This is a genomic window from Rhizobium sp. R693, from assembly GCF_002211315.1.
In the GTDB taxonomy this organism is placed as follows: Bacteria; Pseudomonadota; Alphaproteobacteria; order Rhizobiales; family Rhizobiaceae; genus Rhizobium.
In genome coordinates, this window is sequence record NZ_LOKY01000008.1 from 93,496 (window position 1) to 112,636 (window position 19,141).

Here is a 19,141-nt window from a genome sequence, read left to right on the forward strand (position 1 = left end):
ATCGGCGACCCTGCTTAGTCGGTCTCGGCTTTGGTGACACCCTCAAGGCGCGTCGTCTGATTTGGATGACCGATATAACCTTGGACCTTGGTGTTCAGCACAATTGGCTCGAACCGCTCGAACATCGGCAGAACCGCCGGCTTTTGATCCACGAACATCTTCTGCATCTCGACGTAGAGTTCGCCGCGCTTCTTCGGGTCGGGCTCGAGCGAGGCCTTCGCTGTTAAAGCCGTCAGTTCGGGTATGTCCCAGGCCGAGCGCCAGACGAAGTTGCCGGCATTGTTTGCCTCAAGCGAATTGTCAGGATTGGAGGCGAATTGCTCCATCGCCCCGAGAACGTTCGGCATGTAGGCACCCGTCTGAGGAATGAGGAGATCGAAATTTCTGGCACGATGGGCCGCGATGATGTCGGATCCGTTGCCTTGCTGGATATCGACCTTGATGCCGATCTGACCAAGCGAGGCCTGGATTGCGGTGGCAAGATCGATGCGAGGCGTCTGTGCGATGGTCTTCAGACTGACTGTGAAGCCATCCTTGAAACCGGCCTCGGCCAGGAGCGCCTTCGCCTTGGCGACATCGAAGTGCCAGTCGGGGCTTGGAATTGCATATTCGAAGTTTTCGGGAACCGGCACGGTGCGCGCACGTCCATAAGGCCCCATGATGGTGTTTTCGATTCCCTTGTAGTCGATACTGTAGGCGATCGCCTCGCGCACCTTCGGGTTCGACAGATATTTGTTGCCGGCATTCATCGACAACACGTAGAAGCCGCCTGTGGGCACGCGCTGGATGTCGAAGCCTTTCTTGTTGGCGAATGTGGCGAGATCCGACGCGCTGAGCGCGCTCGCTATGTCGACGTCGCCGCGTTCCAGCATCAAGCGCTCGACTTGGCTCTCGGGAACATGGCGGACAATGACGCGGCGCATCTTGGGTGCGCCTGCGACATAGTCCTTGTTGGCGTCGAGAATGACCAGTTCGTTCGGTGTCCAGCGGTTCAATGTGAAGGGTCCGGAACCGGCCGAATGGGTGCGCAGCCACGCGTTGCCATAGTCGTCATTGGCGACATGCTTTTGGACTTCGACGCTGTCGACGACACTCGCAATGACCATGGCCAGGCGATAGAACAGAAGCTCGGAGGTCACCTGGCCGGAAAGATCGATCCGCACCGTCTTGTCATCGACGGCTTTGACCAGTTGATCGACATTGTCCTTGGTATAGCCGACGCGCTTCAGGTTCGCGGCTGCGGCCTGATCGAGCTTCAGCAGACGCGCGAGCGAATAGACGACATCCCTGGATGTCACCGGATTTCCGGACGCGAAGGTTGCCTGGCGCAGTTTGAAGGTGATCCCCTTGTCGTCAACCTGCCAGCTTTCAGCGAGCTGCGGTACGATCTTGCCGTCGGGTGTCGAGGCCACCAGCCTGTCGTAGAGGTTCGACATAATCTCGTTGGCCTTGGCTTCCGTCGCCTGCTGGGGATCGAGCGACAGAACTTGCGCGAGCGAGGTGCCGATGACGAGTTGATCAGCGGGCGTCGCCGCGAAAAGCGCAGGCGCCGCCAAGCTCAGTGCGCAAAATGCAACGCCAACGAAGAGGCTTCTGGAAAAATGCTTCATTGCAACTCCTCCCTGAGTTACTATACAAGACATAATATGTCTGCCGTATGTCGTATTATGACGTTTCGACGGGCTTTGCAAGCGCCATGCGGACGAGGGCGGATAAATGGGGAACCATGAAATGGTGGCGGGCACGCGGAGCAGGCAGCGTTTGGCGCAACAGGTCATCGATGAGCTGCGCATGCAGATCGAAACGGGAAAGCTGCGTGAGGGAGATCAGCTTCCAACCGAGCCACAGCTTGAGGCGGCCTTTGGCGTCAGTCGCACGGTGGTGCGCGAGGCGATCGCCGACCTGCGCGCTGCCGGATTTGTCCGGCCCGTTCAAGGCAAAGGCGTCTTCGTATCCGATCCGAAGGCGCATGGTGGCATGGTGCTGACGCCCGTCGAGGTCAAGAGCATTCCAGAAACGCTGGAATTGCTGGAGTTTCGAATGGCTGTCGAAGGGGAGGCTGCTGCCATTGCAGCCTATCGCAGGACGGCCGAACAGGAAGCGGCAATCAGGTCCGCCAACCGGAAGATGGCCCAGCTCATTGAGAGTGGAGAACCAACCGTTGATGCCGACTATGAGTTTCATGCCGCCATAGCCATCGCTTCGAACAACAGGTTTTACATCGATGCCTTGCGCCATTTTGGTCCGCGCGCGATTCCGCGCGGTCAATTCCCGACCCTGCCCGAAGCCAACGACCGCGCCTATCTCGAAAAGGTTCATGCCGAACATGGAGAGATCCTGGCAGCCATCGCCGAACAGGATCCGGACCGCGCCAGACAAGCTATGCGCGCCCATCTGATGGCAAGCCAGAGACGATACCGGATGCTCGCAGAACAGCAATGAGGCTCGACAAACCTCAAAAGTCATATTATGTCATATGACGTCATCTGAGTGATCGGGAGGTTAGTCGTGTATTTGGGAACCCAGGTCGCCGCGCGCGACGACGATGATTATCGTGTTTTTGCCCAGCTGGGCGTCAAGCATATCTCGGCTGATCCGCCGGGTGCGCCGTCGAGCTGGACATTGGAGGATCTCGAGCGTCATCGCGATCATGTGGAGAGCTTCGGTCTCGTCCTGGATATGATCCAGCTTCCTTTGCCTTCCAAGCCGATCGAAAACGCCTCCTATCCCGACATTTTGTTGGCTGGACCGCAACGTGATCGCCAGATCGATGCCGTCTGCCAGATGATCGAAAATTGCGCAAAGGCGGGAATTCCCGCCACGAAATACAATCTCAACCTCATCGGCATTCCGCGAACCGAGCTTGAAGAGGGCCGTGGCGGGTCACTGAACGAGGCCTTTCGATGGGACAAGGCCGATCGAAAGGCCGCACCCGGTCTTGCCGGCATCCTCTCGGAGGACGAGAACTGGGAGCGCATCGACTATTTCCTTAAGCGCGTGGTTCCTGTCGCCGAGAGCAACAGGGTGCGTCTTGCCTGCCATCCGCACGACCCTTATACCCCGCCGGGTTATCGCGGCGTCACCAGGGTCCTTGGCACTGTCGAGGGGCTGAAGAAATTCGTTGGGATGCGCGAGAGCCCCTATCATGGCCTGAATTTCTGCCAGGGCTCGATCGGCGAGATGCTCGATGATCCACGTGAGGAGATCGACGACATCATCCGCTGGTTCGGCACCCGCGGAAAGATCTTCAACCTGCATTTCCGCAACATTCGTGGCGGCAAGCTTTCCTTCATGGAAACCTTTCCCGACGAGGGCGACATGGACATGGTGCGGTCGCTGAAGGTCTACCAGGAGGTCGGCTACAAATACATGGTCATGCCGGACCACGTGCCACGCATCAGTGGCCGCGACGCGGCGGGCGTCGCTTTCAGCTTCTGCTACGGCTACATCGCCGCGCTCCTGGAGGCGATGGAAGCCGGGCATATGTGAGCAGGTCGCTCGCATCCAATCAACGATCATTCAAGGAATTCAACATGGATCCCAACGCCATCAAGAAAGCCGTGGGCGACGGCCTCCTCTCCTTTCCCGTCACGCATTTCGACAGCGATAACAAATTCGACGAAGCGGCCTACCAAAACCATGTGAACTGGCTTGCCGGTTATGACGCCAGCGCACTCTTTGCCGCTGGCGGAACGGGTGAGTTCTTCTCGCTCAATCCCGCCGAAATCCCAGCCGTCATACGCGCTGCCAAGGCTGCTGCGGGCAAGACGCCGATCATCTCCGGCGCAGGCTACGGTACGTCGCTTGCCATCGATATTGCGCAGGCTGCGGAAAAAGCCGGCGCCGATGGCCTGCTGCTGCTTCCCCCCTATCTGATGTTTGCCGAGCAGGCCGGACTTGTCGCCCATGTGAAGGCGATCTGCCAGGCGGTCGGGATCGGCGTCATCGTCTATAACAGGGATAACGCGATCCTATCGGCCGACAGCATCGCCAGGCTCTGCGACGAGTGCCCCAATCTCATTGGCTTCAAGGACGGCGTCGGAGATGTCGACCGTGTCATCGAAATCACCACGAAGATTGGCGACCGGCTTGTCTATGTCGGCGGCATGCCGACCCACGAAGTGTACGCGCAAGCCTATTTCGCCGCCGGCGTTACCACCTACTCCTCGGCGGTCTTCAACTTCGTACCGTCTCTTTCGCAACGCTTCTACAAGGCGCTGAGGGCAGGGGACCAGCAGACCGTCGACCAGATCCTCAAGGACTTCTTTTTCCCCTTCGTCGCGCTGCGCAACCGGAAGAAGGGCTATGCCGTCTCGATCATCAAGGCGGGGCTCAAGGTGATCGGCCGCGATCCGGGCGCGGTGCGGGCACCGCTGACGGAGCTGACGGGCGACGAGCTTTCCGTCCTGCAGTCGATAGTCGCGGCCAGCGCTCAAGCGAGAATGGCAGCGCAATAGGAGCGCGGCGATTTGCGGGCTGACCGGGGCGATGCCGGGCAAGCGGCGGACACGTGCAAGTCAACGGCTTCTTCTTCGGCATGGTTGGCCTCAAAATCGAGGGCGGTTGCCCGCGTGATCACCCGGTCATTCGATCTGAAGCTCAAGCGTCCGTGCGATCCCGTCATAGAGTTTAGCCGACGCCGCATTGTTCTTTGCGGCATATCTGGCACTGACCTGCCGTGCAGCCTCCGCGGCGATGCGAAACGCGTCAATCCTGACCTGAGGCTCAAGCTCTGCCGGGCTAGCGATGTCGTCCCCGCTGAATCTGCCAGCCCGATATCCGTCGGCGAGATCAATAACGCCGAGCTCGGGGAGGCCGTCCTTCATCTGGCCGAAGAAGGCCGGACCGGCGCGATTGCCGTCGCCGCGGCGCAACATGCCGGTCCCCGAGGCCTTCCCGTTGACACAGGCACCCGTCCAAAAGGCAGGTCCAACGGTCAGGGACGCCGGCGCGACAAACTGGCAACGGCTTGTCGGGTCTTCAGACCAATGGTGATCTTTCAATCCGGCATTCGCCAGACCGGCTGACGCCAAGATCGCCACCAGCCCAATCCACGTGATGTCTGGCAACCCTTTCATTCGACTAGTCTGCACGTCATTTGCAACCTTCTTCATCACTGCGCCAGGCGCCTCGCCAATTATCCGGAGAGCCTGGCAATTCCATAGGGATTGAACTTGAACTCATCCACCCCATGGGTCGACCCGAAGGAGTGACTTGCGTGGCGCTGCTTTAGCACCGCCTGGAGGCCGCGTTTTGCGATGTCGTCGCCAACCCCATCGATTGTCGCAACGGCCTGCCTTTCGTCGCCAACCGATACGGGAATATGCACCTCCGGCAATTCCCACAAGATAAAAACCGACACTGTCCATCGTCCAGCTGATAGGGGACGCTTGGCGAAAGCCAGCCGGCCAATCCGCTGCTGTGTCAGCATGTCGCCGGACTTCAGCGCTTCGCCGCCTTGTCGAACGAGCTCTTTCCATCGATCGAGCCCGTGGGCGATGCCCGCACTTTTACCTTTTATGGCAACGGCTCCCGCATCGATCAACGAACCGACAAGCATCAAGCCAGCCATTGAAACTTTGACCGTCTCTTGCTGGTTCATGCTTGACCCAAGGACATGGAGGACGGGGTGGTGGCCAGCAACCGCTTCTTCGTCTGCCTTGCTCCACGCGTTGAATTCCACCCGATCCCGGCACACGGTAAAGACTGCGGCATCAGATCATCGGGTTTTGCCTGAGAATAGCTCTCGTCAATGCTGAAACCGGTGGCGAAATCGCCGATGGCTTCCCGGCTGCGTTGGACAGTTCTGTCAGATCGCGATCCTTGCCGAGGAAGCACAGAACGTGGCGGGGCCTCACCACTCGTCCATCCGCTTCGACTGCAGCCTGCCGATCGGCCCCTGTGTTTGAGCCGGAAATTGCAGCTGATGAAGCCTCGGCCACGAATGTCAGCTTGCGGCCCTGAGCTTGCGGTTGGCCGCCGAGAATTTCATCTGGCTGGTCGACTGAGGAGCGAGGGATGATGCCCCTCGCTCCCTTCTTTTTATGCGCGCACCAAAGTTCTTGCCGCAACGAGGGCATTGACCGCCACCGCGACAAGGATGTTTGCGACAAGGGCAAGCAGTCCGGTGTAGATGGTAAACGGTTCTCCACCGAGGCTGATCAGGTGCAGCGGTTTCCAGCCTGCATCCCAGACGAGATAGGTGCCGCCGATAAAGCCAACGAACCAGCCGGCGAGCAGTCCGGGCGCGCGGAACCAGTTGGTGTAGAGACCAAAGACCAGCGCAGGAAACGTCTGGAGGATCCAGATACCGCCGAGAAGCTGGAGGTCGAGTGCAAACTGCGTCGGCAGGAAGACGATGACGAGAAGCGCACCGACCTTGACGACAAGCGACGTCACCTTCGCCACCTTGGCCTCACCGGCATCCGTCACAGCCGGGTTGACATAGGCTTTCCAGAAGTTGCGGGTGAAGAGGTTGGACGCGCCAATGCTCATCACTGCCGCCGGCACCAGCGCGCCGATGGCAATCGCCGCGAAGGCAAAGCCTGCAAACCAGCTCGGGAACAGTGTCTGGAAAAGTGCTGGAACGACGTCGTTGGCGCTCTCGAGCTTCAAGCCGGCCGCGTGGCCCATGTAGCCGAGCAGGGCGAGAAGGCCGAGCAGCAATGTGTATGCCGGCAGCAGCACGGCGTTCTTGCGGATCGTGTTGCCGCTGTTGGAGGCAAAGATGCCGGTCAACGTGTGCGGATACATGAAGGCCGCGAGTGCCGAACCGAGCGCCAACGTCGCGTAGGCGACATACTGGTCGGGCTTGAGCAGCAGGCTGCCGGTGCCTTTCGCCTGGAACGCTGCATCCGCGGCCGCAAAGACGTTGGCATAGCCGCCAAGCTTTGAGGGGATGAGGGCGACGGCAGCGATCACCACGATGTAGATCATGATGTCCTTGACGAAGGCGATCAGCGCCGGTGCGCGCAGGCCCGCCGAATAGGTATAGAGTGCCAGTACAATGAAGGCGATCGCCAGCGGCACCTCGCCATGAAGACCAAGCGCCTTCAGCGCAGCGGTCATGCCGACGAGCTGCAACGCGATATAGGGCATCGTTGCGATGACGCCGGTTGCAGCAACCGCAAGCTCCAGCCCCCGCGAGCCATATTGGCCGTGAACCACGTCGCCGGCGGTGACGTAGCCGAAATCCCTCGCCCGCTTCCACAGCACAGGCATGACCATGAAGACAAAGGGATAGACGATGATGGTGTAGGGCAACGCAAAGAAGCCGTAAGCGCCGACGGTGTAGACCAGCGCCGGGACGGCAATGACCGTGTAGGCGGTGTAAAAGTCGCCGCCGACCAGAAACCAGGTGATCCAGGTGCCGAAGCTGCGGCCACCAAGACCCCACTCGTCGATATTGGCAAGCGTCTTGGGTTTACGCCAGCGGGACGCAACGAAACCCATGACCGTGACGAGCGCGAAGAAGAAGATGAAGACGGCGAGCGCGGTGGTGTTGAGTTCAGTCGTCATTGCGCAGGCTCCGGTAAGCGATCCAGGTCAGGAAAGCGGTAATCGGTACCCAGGCGAGCTGATACCAGTAGAAGAAGGGGAAACCGAAGAGAGCCGGTTCGCGGATATTATAAAAAGGTGGCCACAGCAGCCCGATATACGGAATTACAAGCAGCAAGAGCGCTGCCCTGTTCTTTGGTTTTTCCATGACGGATACCCTCTCGGGCGCCGTTTGATCGGCGCCAAGTTGCAGTTGTCGATGGTGAAGATGGTGTGTCAGTTACCGGATGAAGTAAGCCCGAACCGCCTCCTCACAGCGGGTCTTGCGCAAAGGCGGAAGAAAGCCTTGTGCATTTGAAAGTCCTCCCAACGGCTGCGCCTGGCGAGCCGTGCAAAAGTCCTATGGCGAAGTTTTGCATGCAACAAGAGGAGGCAAGCGGCGAAATGCCCGGGACTACCCAGAAGTGGGTAGGCGAAGTTCAGATCGTCTTGGTCTGGATCCCGTGATCTAGCGCATAGCGGATCAAACCGGCCGTTGTCGCGATACCGAGCTTCTTCTTGAGATTCTTGCGATGCGTTTCGGCGGTGGCCTGGCTGATTCCCAGCGCCTCGGCGATCGTCTTGTTGGCCTTTCCGGCAAGCAGCAGGCCGAGGATATCGCGTTCGCGCGGGGTGAGGGGATCGGCGTCATTGCTGGCTTGCCCCTCGATCAGCACGTCAAAGACACCGGACGAGAAATATGTTTTGCCATCCGCAACGGTCTCAATGGCAGAAACGATCTCGTCGGTCGACACGTCCTTGAGAATATAGCCTGCGGCGCCATGCATGACCGAGGAGGATATGTATTCGCGGCTGTCATGCATGGAGAGCATCACGATCCGCGTTTCAGGGATCTGTCTCTTGAAAAGCTCGATCGCGTCGATGCCGCTGAGCTTCGGCATGTTGATGTCCATCAGCACGACATGCGGCCGGACCTCGCAGGCGAGTTCAAGGCCGGTCTGGGCTTGGCCGGCTGTTCCAACGACTTCGATGTGGTGGAATGTCTCAAGGACGGCCTTCAGCCCGTCCAGTACCAGCGGATGGTTGTCGATCAGCAGGACCTTGATTTTGTCGCCTTTCTTCATGCGACCTCGGCCTTCTGGTTGGCCGCACGATTGGCCGATTTTGGCAGCATCGCGGTCAACACCGTGCCCCTCGCATCACTGTTGATCAGCAACAGGCCGCGGAAATGCGCCATCCGTTCCTGCATGTTGCGCAAGCCGAGACCAGATTGCTTGGGGGCGCCGTCCTTGCCGTCGCCGAAGCCCGAACCATTGTCGGAAATCATCATGCGGGCGCGGCCTTTCTGGCTCCAAAGCCTGACAGAAAGCCGTGAGGCCCCCGAATGCCGTTCGACATTGTTGAAGGCTTCCTGTGCGATCCGATAAAGCGCGGTGCTGGCTTGCGGCTTTAGCATCTCGATGAAGCCGGAAGCTTCGATGTTCGTTTGAATACCGGTCCGCTCGACGAAATTGAAACAGAGGGCCTCGAGCGCTGCCACAAGGCCGAGATCGTCGAGCACGCGTGGTCTCAGATCGTGCGATAGCCGCCTGATTTCCTTGATCGCGCCGTTTAGCGCCTCGATGCCGCGATTGATTGTCTGTGCGGCATCATCAACGTCTGTTCTGACCTTACGTCCCGCGAGATCCATGGCATAGCGCACGCCGACGAGATTTTGCGAAATGCCGTCATGCAGCTCGCGGGCAAGTCGGGCGCGCTCTTCCTCCTGTGCGTTGATCACCCGCTGCGTCAGTTCCTTGAGTTTGCCGTCCGCCATGCGCCGCTCGTGGAAGGTCACCAGCATGCAGGTGGTGAAGACGACCAGCACAGCGGGCACGGCGATCAGCGCCACAACCACGAAGGTCCGCTTTATGTTGGCTCGCATGCTTGCATTGGCTGCAGCGGTTTGGGCAAAGACGTCGTCGAGATAGACACCGGTACCCACGACCCAATGCCACTTGTCGAGGCTGACGACAAAGGACAGCTTGTCCGCCATGCGGCCGCTCGACGGTTTTTGCCATTTGTATTGGTGCAGGCCCCCGCCCGATTTGGCCGTGGCGATCAGTTCGGCGATCACCTTGTCGCCATCGGGATCGGTCAGGTTGAGCCAGTTTTGCCCATGCCGGAAGCCCTGACGGGGATGCACGATGTTGTTTCCGTCATAGTCGTAGACGAAGAAATATCCGTCCTCGCCGTAGTCGAGGGAGTTCAGGATCGCTGCCACCTTGTCTTTGGCGACCTGGTCGTTTTGACCGGCATTACCATAGGTCGCCTGGATTGCAGATAGCGCAAGGTGGGTGAGATTGAGGATCTCCGTCTCCTTGGCCTTCAGCATATTTTGTTCGAATGTCGCAATATTGTCTCGCGTAAGGTCAGCCGACTGCCAGGTGATGAATGCCGTGATTGCCAGGATCGCAATCACAAGCGGAACGATCGCCAGCGCGATGATTTGGTGTCTCAAGGTCAATGGGCGCCTCCCAGGCCAGCGGATCAGCTGACGCATGGAACCAGTAGGGCGTGAAGAATGACGCCGGTCAAGTCCGGCTCAACCCGCGCCTGGATGGCGAGGCTGTTGGATCAAAGCGCGCAACGCGAAAAGACCCTGGGCGCTCGTCAGTGAAACCCCGCGCGGTCGGGCCCGGCGCGGGGTACCGCTTCATTTCGGTGATATGGGGGACCCCGTGGGCTCCGTATGACGAGGCTTGCTATCCTGATCTTTCTGCACCGTCATGTTCGAAGCGAAAACTACTTTTCGCAGAGGCGCCGCCCGCCGGAATAGGGCTGATAAGTACAGTCGGACGGGCGGAAGGAACGATAGCTGCGGGAGCAGGCGGTGATGTTGCAGGACTGCGGTGCGTCCTGGCCGTCGACAATTGCTCCCGTCGACCCAGACCCATCAGGCGCAGGCTCGCTCATCGCTTCTTGCATGAAATCCCGCCAAATGCGCGCTGGCAAGGCGCCGCCAGTGACGCCGTTCATCGGCGTGTCGTCGTCATTGCCTACCCATACGCCGGCGACGAGGGGTTCTGTGAAGCCGACGAACCAGGCATCGCGATTGTTCTGGCTGGTGCCAGTCTTGCCGGCCGCGTATGTCCCGGGGTCGGCCGCACGTCCCGTGCCGCGCTCGACCACCAACTGCAGGAGGCCAGTGAGGTCGGACTGATAGGGCGTAAGGTCGATATTTGGCCGAGCTTGTGGACCAACCCGAAACGCTTTTGGCTGCCCTGCGGCCTGAAAGTCGACGATGCCCCAGGGATTGACGGGCGCCTTTCCGAGATGGACAGAGGCATAAGCGCTGGTCAGGTCAAGCAGGCTGACTTCGGATGTTCCGAGCGCCAGAGACGGCGTGTTGGCAAGCGGGGCATCTATGCCGAGCTCTCGTGCGGCTGCAATGACATTGTCCAGTCCGACCTCTTCGGCCAGCGCCACTGTCGCTGCATTGAGCGACCGGGCGAAGGCCTCGGCCAGTGTTACCCATCCGTGATAGCGGCCGCCGGAATTTTCGGGCGACCAGCCGTTTATGTTGATTGGCGCGTCGAGAACCCGATCATACAAGGTGAGCCCAGCCTTCAGGGCTGCATAGTAGACGAACAGCTTGAATGTGGAGCCCGGCTGCCGCATCGCTGTGACGGCGCGGTTGAACTGGCTTGCCTTGTAGTCGCGCCCGCCGACCATGGCAACGACTGCGCCCTCCGGCGTCATCGCAACCAATGCGGCTTGCGAGGCTCCCGCAGCCTTTCCCTCCCGGTCCAGGGCTTTTGTTACAACCCGTTCAGCGATCTGTTGCAGGTGTGGCACGAGGGTCGTGCGCACCGTCGTCGTACCTGGCGAGGGGCCGGCGATTTCGCTCGCCTGCGGCGATATCCAGTCAGCAAACCAACTTCCGGAGCGCGGCGTCGGCGGCGTCGGGTTGAGCCTGGCGAAGCTCGCCTTGACGGCCTGCGCCTCAGACGCGGTGATCTTGCCATTGGCAGCCATCGCGTCGAGGACGACGGTACTGCGTTGCCGGGCCCCTTCGAAGTTGCCGATCGGATTCCATTGGCTCGGCGCCCTCAGCAGTCCCGCCAGCATCGCCGATTCAGCGAGATTGAGGGCGCTGATATCCTTGTTGAAGTAGATTCGCGCTGCGGCAGGCATGCCGGTCGCGCCGGCCCCAAGATAGGCGCTGTTGAGATAACGCGTCAGGATCTCCTTTTTGCCGAGCTTCCACTCCAGCCAAACGGCGACGACGACCTCCTGTATCTTTCGCTTTATTGTCCGATCGCTGTCGAGATATTGCAGCTTGATGAACTGCTGGGTGATCGTGCTGCCGCCCTCGACCACCGAGCCAGCTTCGAAGTTCCTCAGGAACGCCCTTGCGATCCCTCTGACATCGATGCCGAAATGATCCATGAACCGCCGGTCCTCAATGGACAGGACGGCATCGATGAGATGCGGCGGAAACTGGTTGTATCGCGCATACGGTCCTTGATAAGGCCCCTGCCTTACCAACGGGTTGCCGTCGGCGGTTTCCAGCACCACCACAGGCTTTAGCGTTCCATCCCGGATCTCGCTCCAAGGGACGTCCCGCAATGCCCATACCAGGACACTTGCTGCAAGGAGCAGGCCGGCAAACGTCAATCCCAGAGTGACTTTCCACCATCGCGCACGAAGCGATGCTCGCCGGCGATCTTCGAGGGGCTTTGACAGGCGGCGACGAATACTGATTGCTGCTTTTGTCCGAGCAGTTGCGCACCACTTGCCAAGATCGCGGACGGTTGTTTTCGAAGGGATTGATCCTTTGAGCTTTGACCAAAAATGGGAAGCCGCTGTCTTGGCAAAGGTCCGCGCCAAGGTTGAGCTCACTAGCAAATCCTGTCCCAACGCTCGCAGTAGTGCGGGCGCTGCCTGCCTGCTTTGGCCGAAGGTTTTGAAAGGCTGTTGTTGGTGTTCCCCTTGGGTGGACGACCTTGCGCCTGCCATTTTGTCAGAGGCGGACGCCTCTTCTGCCACATGGTTGGCAGGGAACTCGTGACTTGCCGGGCCATCGGTACCCGTGCCTGCGTCACTGGCACTTTGCGTTGAGGATTTGGGAGTGCTTGGCATCGGTTCCCGCTAAAAGGCTCTTCCCGAAAGTAGCGCGTCTCTATAACGCGGCAATATCAGATGATCCATCACGAAAATGGCGCGCTTGCGTCCGCAATGCGAATAGGTCGCCAGGTTCGGCTGTCACACACGATCTATACCTGCCGCATCGTCGATGTTCTGCGCAACGCCGGGCAGGCCGGTTCCCGAGCAGCTGCCTTCCAGCCTGTCCCGGCGGCGGAAGAGGCGAATTGCGATGATTATACCGTTTTGCGGATGAGTGAACGTCAAATCGCAACAATTCTCCCACGCATCGGACGGGTCTAAATCTGATTGCACCAACGCCGAGGGCGGAGGACGGGCCAAGCCAAGTGCCCGCTGCAATCAAAGAAGGATCACATCCATGAGCAATGAGCAGAAGGTCGCCATCATCACTGGTGCATCGCAGGGCATCGGCGCCGCCCTGGTTCAGGCCTACCGCGATCGCAACTACCGCGTCGTCGCCACGTCCCGTTCCATCAAGGACAGCTCTGACGCTGGCGTTCTCAGCGTCGCCGGCGATATCAGCAAGCCGGAGACCGCCGAGCGGGTTGTTCGCCAGAGCCTGGAACGCTTCGGTCGTATCGATACGCTGGTCAACAATGCCGGCGTCTTCACCGCCAAGCCGTTCACAGAGTTCACTCAGGAAGACTACAATCTGAACATGGGCGTCAACGTCGCCGGTTTCTTCCACATTACTCAGCACGCGGCACGCGAGATGCTGAAGCAGGGCTCCGGCCACATCGTCAGCATCACGACCAGCCTCGTGAACCAGCCGATTGCTGGCGTTCCGGCGGCGCTGGCATCTATCACGAAGGGTGGGCTGAATTCCGTGACCCAGGCGCTCGCCATTGAATTTGCCAAGAGCGGCGTTCGCGTCAATGCCGTCTCGCCGGGCGTCATCAAGACCCCGATGCACCCGCTGGAAACGCATGCGGCCCTCGCGACACTGCACCCCGTCGGGCGCATGGGCGAAATTCGCGATATTGTCGACGCTGTTCTCTATCTCGAGCATGCGAACTTTGTCACCGGCGAGATCCTTCACGTCGACGGCGGGCAGAACGCTGGGCGCTGGTGAACGGAAGTTGATGATGGTCGCAAGCACGGCGACCGCATCATTTGGCAACACCCTAAATCCAGGCTCTTGAAAGGAAACTGCAATGCCCATTGTCACCGTACAAGTCACCCGCGAGGGAACCACACCTGAACGCAATTCGGTTACGGCAGAAGAAAAGGCTGCCATCATCCAGGGCGTCAGCCAGGTCCTGCTCGATGTGCTCAACAAGCCACTGGAATCAACCTACGTGGTGATTGAGGAGGTCGAACTTGAAAATTGGGGCTGGGGCGGGCTGCCGACCAGACAGTATCGCCGAATTCTCGCAGACGCAGCCGCAAAGTCCCGAAGTTAAATGCCCAATTGGTCCGCTGCCTGCCTACCACACGCAGGCAACGGACCATTTGCATCTTCGACCGATCAGCAACCCCAGAGCGGAATTGCATCACATGTCACAGGATACAGAGCAGCCGAAACGTGAGATCGGCATGATCTCGATCGATACGGACATCACGCTGCGAAGGATGGTTGCCCATCCTCGGAGTTCGAAGGGGACCGTACTCTTCTTGCACGGATTTCCAGAAAGTCTCTTTGCGGGCAAGGACATCGCACTTGCGCTTGCCGGTGAATATGAAGTCCACGCCTTTGATTGGCCGGGCTTCGGGTTTTCCTCGCGGCCGCCGATTGATCGCTTCTCCTATTCTCCCCGGGACTTTGCATATGTCTTGAAGCGCTATCTGGATGCCGCCGGCATCGACCGGTCTAAGCTCACCATCTACGCGACCGATCTCGGTGCTTTACCGACACTTCTGCTCGCACTGGACGAGCCCAGCATCGCCCGGTCGCTCATTGTCGGCGACTTCGCGCCCTTCAACCGGCCGGCCCATATGTCGGAGAACCTTCGGGCGCTGAAGTCGAAATCCGCCTCTGAACAAGTGAGGGCCGTCATGAACGCCAACCGCGAGGACATCCTGGCCAGTATCTTCTTGCGCGGTCTTCCCGAGGAGGAACGCTACGAAATTTTGCGCGAGTTCAAGGACGATATGGCACTTGCCTGGGTTCGTGGCGCCCTGACCCCGGCGGATGCCCTTTACCACTATTACTCTTTTTTCACGCGTGATCAGGACTATTTCGAAGCCAATCTGGCGAAGTTGAGGACACCGGTGACTGTGGTCTGGGGCGCTGCCGACATTTACATCAAGAAGGAAATGGGGATCGAGCTGGCTGATCGAATCGGGGCCGACCTCAAACTTCTTACGGGCATTGGGCACTTCCCACATCTCCAAGCCCGGAGCCAGACGATCGAAGAAATTCGCGCCTCGTTCCGCTATCTGCAAACCCGTTGAAAGCCGCTGCGGCGACCTTCATCGCCGCACTTAAACAATCCGCAACCACTTGACTGGGATTATCAGCTTCGGGGTCAGCCGACAGTCTGGCGACCTGCGGCTTCCGATGAAGCCCCCCCTTTGTTCCGAGATGATTGCTCCCTGTAGTGGCGTCTGCCGGCGATGATTGTTGTCATTTCATTGAGGCGATGTGCCAAGCTGCGCGGCAGATTTCGGCGCAGGCTGTCATCGCTCAGTTCGATGCGATGGGGGCATTATGAACGAGACGATCCAAGATGGCATCGGCGCAACTTGGATCTCCTATGACGCCGTGCCATGCGGATAGGGGACGTTGGCGCGCGAATACGGCGATTGCCGTGCCTTGCAGGCAATCTCCTGCCGCAAGTATCTGACCTGACGCATCTCGATGTGATTTGCGGCAAGTGCCTGTGCCAATCATCGAGCGTGGGATTGCGCTGCCCGAGCGGACTTGATCGACACGGCGCCGTCCACCAGTCTAGGTGTTGCTGTTCTCCATCGCGAGTTCTGCCTGGAGGCTGTCGGTATCTCGGAAGATCGTGGCAACCGCCAGAACCCGCCCGCCGCGCTTGAAGCGCAGGAGACAGTCTTTGGCGGCAATGTCGCCCTCGACCTCGATTGCGTCCCATCCCTCGGCGTGGCCGACGTAGTTGATAGGAATGTCATAATGCTGGCTCCAGAAGAACGGCACGTCCGTGAACTTCTTCTTGCGTCCGAGCATGTTGAGCGCGGCGGCAGCACCTTGCCGCTGCGCCACCACCCAGTGCTCCACCCTGATGTTCTCGCCGGTGTGGGGGTCGGGCCACCGGGCTATATCGCCGGCTGCGTATATCCCTGGCACGCTGGTCTTGAGGTAGGCATCGACGAGGACGCCCCGATCAGTGGAAAGACCTGCAGCCTCGGCGAGATCGATCCGCGGCCGTACGCCGATGCCTGCAACGATCAAGTCGGCGGCCAGAGTTCTGCCACTGGTTAACAGGACCTCGCTTGCGCCGATGCTCGCCGCAGTATCCCTTAGATGGAAGACGACGCCGTTTTCCTCATGCAGGGCGCGGATGAAGTCGCCCATCTGGGGGCCGAGCACCCGTTCCATCGGCCGTTCATCGGGCGCCACGACATGCACGCCGACACCGCGAGCACGAAGAGCGGCGGCAACCTCGAGGCCGATGAAGCTGGCGCCAAGCACGACGGCATGCCGGGCCGTGCCGCTTTGCGCAATGATCCTGCGGCAGTCGGCAAGCGAGCGTAGCGTGTGGACATGAGGCTGGCCGGCACCGGGTATATTCAGTCGCACCGGCTCGGCGCCGGTCGCAAGCAGCAATTTGTCGAAGGCGACCCGTGCCTCGTCGGCGAGCACGACCTCGCTGGCACGGACATCGATGGCGGCAACCTTGGTTCCAAGACGCAAGTCGATGTCGTTCCTGGCATAAAAGCCTTGGCCGCGCAGTGGGATCCAGTCTTCAGGAGCCTTGCCCGCAAGGTAGTCCTTCGACAGATTGGGGCGGTCGACGGGAAGCGCCTCGTCGTCGCTGATCATAACGATAGCGCCCTGATATTGTTCACGCCGCAGTCTCTCGGCCGCGGCAAAACCGGCGGCGCCACCGCCGACGATGACGATCCTTGCCGGAATGAGCCCGCCATTGCTTTCGTGTCGGACAGGCGACGGCTTCTCGCGCTTTAGGCCAACGAAAATCCTTTCGCCGCGCTGCTCGACGGACCAGCAAGCGAGCGGTGACAGCGCAGGCGCACGCAGGGCCTCTCCGGTGTGCAGGTCGAAGCAGGCATGATGCCAGGGGCAGCGGATGCCGTCGTCGGCGACGAGACCGTCGACCAGTGGCCCGCCATAGTGTGAACAGGCAGCCGCAACGGCAAATATCTCTTTTCCGCGGCGGACCAGAAGCACAGGCTCACCGTCGCGATGGCCGACCAGCTTACCACCATCTGGAAGATCGGCGAGCGCGATGCCGAGCGCCAGATCTGGGCCGCTGCGGTCTGAATGATGACTGGCCATTTTTTGCCTCTCAAGGAGCCGTTGCCTCAATCGCCCATCGCGACGCTCCGTTGCCGGGCAGGCAGCTTCCTTTAATTTTCTGCTATTCCGACACTTTGGCACATGTCTCTGGCCTGGGGCTCGCGCTTCGTGCATGAGGACATCGGGATCAGCGCCATGGGGCCGGCTAGCCTTCAATTCAGCTTCACTCAGCTCACGACAGCTTGTAGCCGATCTGTCGCAGAAGATCTTTCCGCCACGCAATGTCGATGTCGGTTTCGACACCCAGCGGCGAGGCGCCATCCACCACACCGAGCACGCCGCGGCCTAGATCAGTCTGTACGACGATCGCCTGTGTCGGGTTGGCCGTCGCGCAGTAAATGCGGCAGACCTCGGGTACCGAACGCACCGCAGCCAGCACGTTGACGGGAAAAAATCCGTCCCCAAGGAAGATCAAAAACGTGTGGCCAGCACCAATGCTCAAAGCATTGTCGCGCGCCAGGGCGATCATGGATTCGTCAGTGCCCGACCAGCGCACCAACCGCTTGCCAGAGGCCTCGCAAAAAGCAAGGCCGAAGCGAATGCCAGGAACCGCACCGACCAGTGCCTCGTGGACGTCTTCCACGGTTTTGATGAAATGCGACTGGCCAAAAATGAAGTTGGTGGCGTCCGGCTTGACGATAGGCACCACGGCAAGTTCCATGGCTGCGCTCCTTCAAGATAGACAACACGATGGTAGGTAGGCAGATGAAAGACGGTTTCAAGCCGGCAAGGGCTGAGATGCCTGCCGGTATAGCCCCTAGCTTCTTCGTTGCGGTCCCCACCCGTTGGGGCGGCTCTTTTCACGGCGAAGACACCGAATTTCACGACTGCGCACTGGGGCGCTGCCCAACCCGCCGGCGGCACCAAGCGCCCCGAACGTCGTGCCGCTCGTGAACGCGCTCAACCGCAAATCCGTCACGCCCGCCGCCAGTTACGCGCTCGAGAGACGTTCACCGACATTGCGAAGACTTTGCTGCGGTGCGTCGCTTCCTCAAGGCGCAGACCGAGCACCACGGCTAACCGGGAAATGCTGACGGTCAAGCGCCAGCGCCAAAACACTTCCAACGATGTCGACTAACGTATCTGGTGCCGAAGGCCGATCATCGGGGTTGAATGCAAGCCCAATGACAGCACACTGGCTCGAGGTTTTCACCGGCCAAAAGTCAATGCGCGAGGCTTCTGCCGGATAGATTCCGGCACGCGTGACAGTTCCCGTTTGCAATGACGATCGCGCTGCCTCGAAGTCGGCGGCCTGGGGCTCCAGGCCGCCGACCCTATTAATGGAAACCACCTCCCCCTCCGCAACGAGCATCACGACGACGGGGACTTGGAATAGCGCTGCAAGAGCTTGGGCAGTGATTGAGACGATCGTCTCCAGATTGCTAGCCGCCACGACGTCACGGCTGTAGCCTTGCAGCACAATGGCCTGCCTTCTCAAGAGTGCCACATCCGTCGCTCTCTGCCGCGAGGTGAAGGCAACGCCACTGACGACAAGGCCAACGATAAAGAGCAATGCTATCGCGTAGATGTTCGCGGGGTCATCGACGTAGAGTGTGTAGCGAGGCTCGGTCAGGAAAAAGTTGTAGGCGAGAGCGCCTAACAAGGCTGAGCAGAGCGATGGCCCCAAGCCGAAGCCTACGGCAGCGACAATCACTGGCACAACAAAAACGAGAGAAACGTTCGGGATTCTTACTGAACTGTCGACTCCAACAGCTACGACCGTAGCGAGGGCGGTCATCGCAAACGAAGCAAGGTAGCCGACCACGGCCGGAAATTTCGGCAGTTCCGAACTCAAATGCGAATCCGCGTCCGGCATCGGTGCGACGTCCCGTCGCCGATTCGGTTTAACATTGGCCATGGTTCCAACTCCTGCTCATATACGCCCTCCTGAGGTCAACCCGTCGGCAAAAAGCATGCCGGCCAAGCCGCCGGTCACGGCTGCGATAAGCTACCCAAGTATACACCAGCTCCATTCGTGCGTGAGGCGCCGGAAATACCAATTGCGGGACCCATGTCTCTCCTGTGCTGGCGATGCGACCAGAACAGCAGCGC

The 19,141-nt window shown here is 59.7% G+C and carries 18 protein-coding genes and 1 pseudogene; 6 read left to right on the forward strand and 13 right to left on the reverse strand.

The window, feature by feature from the left end; genetic code table 11:
• Positions 1-14 precede the first annotated feature (14 nt).
• Entirely contained in the window at positions 15-1,610 is a 1,596-nt protein-coding gene (locus ATY79_RS09515; protein ID WP_088703662.1) for an ABC transporter substrate-binding protein, read from the reverse strand.
• A gap of 121 nt (positions 1,611-1,731) precedes the next feature.
• On the opposite strand from ATY79_RS09515, the gene ATY79_RS09520 reads away from it, so the two are divergent.
• The 3 genes from ATY79_RS09520 (at position 1,732) to kdgD (ending at position 4,457) form a co-directional block, all read left to right on the forward strand.
• Complete coding sequence (locus ATY79_RS09520; RefSeq protein ID WP_088703663.1) at positions 1,732-2,442, forward strand: FadR/GntR family transcriptional regulator; 711 nt, start codon at positions 1,732-1,734, stop codon at positions 2,440-2,442.
• A gap of 66 nt (positions 2,443-2,508) precedes the next feature.
• A complete protein-coding gene (locus tag ATY79_RS09525) occupies positions 2,509-3,489 on the forward strand; it encodes a mannonate dehydratase (RefSeq protein ID WP_088703664.1) in 981 nt (326 codons plus the stop codon).
• Between the two features lie 44 nt (positions 3,490-3,533).
• The gene (gene kdgD, locus ATY79_RS09530; RefSeq protein WP_088703727.1) at positions 3,534-4,457 is read left to right on the forward strand and encodes a 5-dehydro-4-deoxyglucarate dehydratase; all 924 of its coding nucleotides are present in this window, start codon (positions 3,534-3,536) and stop codon (positions 4,455-4,457) included.
• A 126-nt stretch (positions 4,458-4,583) separates the two neighbouring features.
• On the opposite strand, the gene ATY79_RS09535 is transcribed toward kdgD, so the two are convergent.
• The 8 genes from ATY79_RS09535 to ATY79_RS30805 all read right to left on the reverse strand — a co-directional run bounded on the left by ATY79_RS09535 (position 4,584) and on the right by ATY79_RS30805 (position 12,891).
• Positions 4,584-5,078 carry a hypothetical protein gene (locus ATY79_RS09535; RefSeq protein WP_088703665.1) on the reverse strand — a complete coding sequence of 165 codons (495 nt, stop codon included), beginning with the start codon at positions 5,076-5,078 and terminating at the stop codon, positions 4,584-4,586.
• 59 nt (positions 5,079-5,137) lie between these two features.
• Complete coding sequence (locus ATY79_RS31955) at positions 5,138-5,602, reverse strand: hypothetical protein (RefSeq protein ID WP_348627564.1); 465 nt, start codon at positions 5,600-5,602, stop codon at positions 5,138-5,140.
• Positions 5,603-6,042: 440 nt separating this feature from the next.
• Positions 6,043-7,518 (reverse strand): sodium:solute symporter family protein, encoded by a 1,476-nt coding sequence (locus ATY79_RS09545; RefSeq protein WP_088703666.1) that lies wholly within the window; start codon positions 7,516-7,518, stop codon positions 6,043-6,045.
• Entirely contained in the window at positions 7,508-7,705 is a 198-nt protein-coding gene (locus ATY79_RS09550; RefSeq protein WP_088703667.1) for a DUF3311 domain-containing protein, read from the reverse strand. Before ATY79_RS09550 ends, ATY79_RS09545 begins: the two co-directional genes overlap by 11 nt.
• Positions 7,706-7,976: 271 nt before the next feature.
• Entirely contained in the window at positions 7,977-8,621 is a 645-nt protein-coding gene (locus tag ATY79_RS09555; RefSeq protein ID WP_088703668.1) for a response regulator transcription factor, read from the reverse strand.
• The gene (locus ATY79_RS09560) at positions 8,618-10,003 is read right to left on the reverse strand and encodes a cache domain-containing protein (RefSeq protein WP_088703669.1); all 1,386 of its coding nucleotides are present in this window, start codon (positions 10,001-10,003) and stop codon (positions 8,618-8,620) included. Before ATY79_RS09560 ends, ATY79_RS09555 begins: the two co-directional genes overlap by 4 nt.
• 278 nt (positions 10,004-10,281) lie before the next feature.
• On the reverse strand, positions 10,282-12,621 hold the full coding sequence (locus ATY79_RS09565; RefSeq protein WP_088703670.1) for a PBP1A family penicillin-binding protein: 2,340 nt from the start codon (positions 12,619-12,621) through the stop codon (positions 10,282-10,284).
• Positions 12,622-12,744: 123 nt separating this feature from the next.
• On the reverse strand, positions 12,745-12,891 hold the full coding sequence (locus tag ATY79_RS30805; RefSeq protein ID WP_189637988.1) for a hypothetical protein: 147 nt from the start codon (positions 12,889-12,891) through the stop codon (positions 12,745-12,747).
• A gap of 112 nt (positions 12,892-13,003) precedes the next feature.
• Between ATY79_RS30805 and ATY79_RS09575 the strand changes: the two genes are divergently transcribed.
• From ATY79_RS09575 to ATY79_RS09585, 3 genes are all read left to right on the forward strand, one after another.
• Entirely contained in the window at positions 13,004-13,717 is a 714-nt protein-coding gene (locus ATY79_RS09575; protein ID WP_088703672.1) for an SDR family oxidoreductase, read from the forward strand.
• Positions 13,718-13,799: 82 nt separating this feature from the next.
• Positions 13,800-14,048, forward strand: coding sequence for a 4-oxalocrotonate tautomerase family protein (locus tag ATY79_RS09580; RefSeq protein ID WP_088703673.1), 249 nt, complete (start codon positions 13,800-13,802; stop codon positions 14,046-14,048).
• A 94-nt stretch (positions 14,049-14,142) separates the two neighbouring features.
• Positions 14,143-15,039, forward strand: coding sequence for an alpha/beta fold hydrolase (locus ATY79_RS09585; protein ID WP_088703674.1), 897 nt, complete (start codon positions 14,143-14,145; stop codon positions 15,037-15,039).
• 74 nt (positions 15,040-15,113) lie between these two features.
• On the opposite strand, the pseudogene ATY79_RS31360 reads toward ATY79_RS09585, so the two are convergent.
• The 4 genes and pseudogenes from ATY79_RS31360 to ATY79_RS09605 form a co-directional block, all read right to left on the reverse strand.
• A pseudogene (locus ATY79_RS31360) lies at positions 15,114-15,373 on the reverse strand (ATP-binding protein); the annotation flags it as partial.
• 162 nt (positions 15,374-15,535) lie between these two features.
• Complete coding sequence (locus ATY79_RS09595) at positions 15,536-17,068, reverse strand: apoptosis inducing factor family protein (protein WP_088703675.1); 1,533 nt, start codon at positions 17,066-17,068, stop codon at positions 15,536-15,538.
• Positions 17,069-17,261: 193 nt separating this feature from the next.
• A complete protein-coding gene (locus ATY79_RS09600; RefSeq protein WP_088703676.1) occupies positions 17,262-17,750 on the reverse strand; it encodes an adenosine-specific kinase in 489 nt (162 codons plus the stop codon).
• Between the two features lie 330 nt (positions 17,751-18,080).
• The gene (locus ATY79_RS09605; RefSeq protein WP_245312338.1) at positions 18,081-18,905 is read right to left on the reverse strand and encodes a DUF4118 domain-containing protein; all 825 of its coding nucleotides are present in this window, start codon (positions 18,903-18,905) and stop codon (positions 18,081-18,083) included.
• Positions 18,906-19,141: the final 236 nt, after the last annotated feature.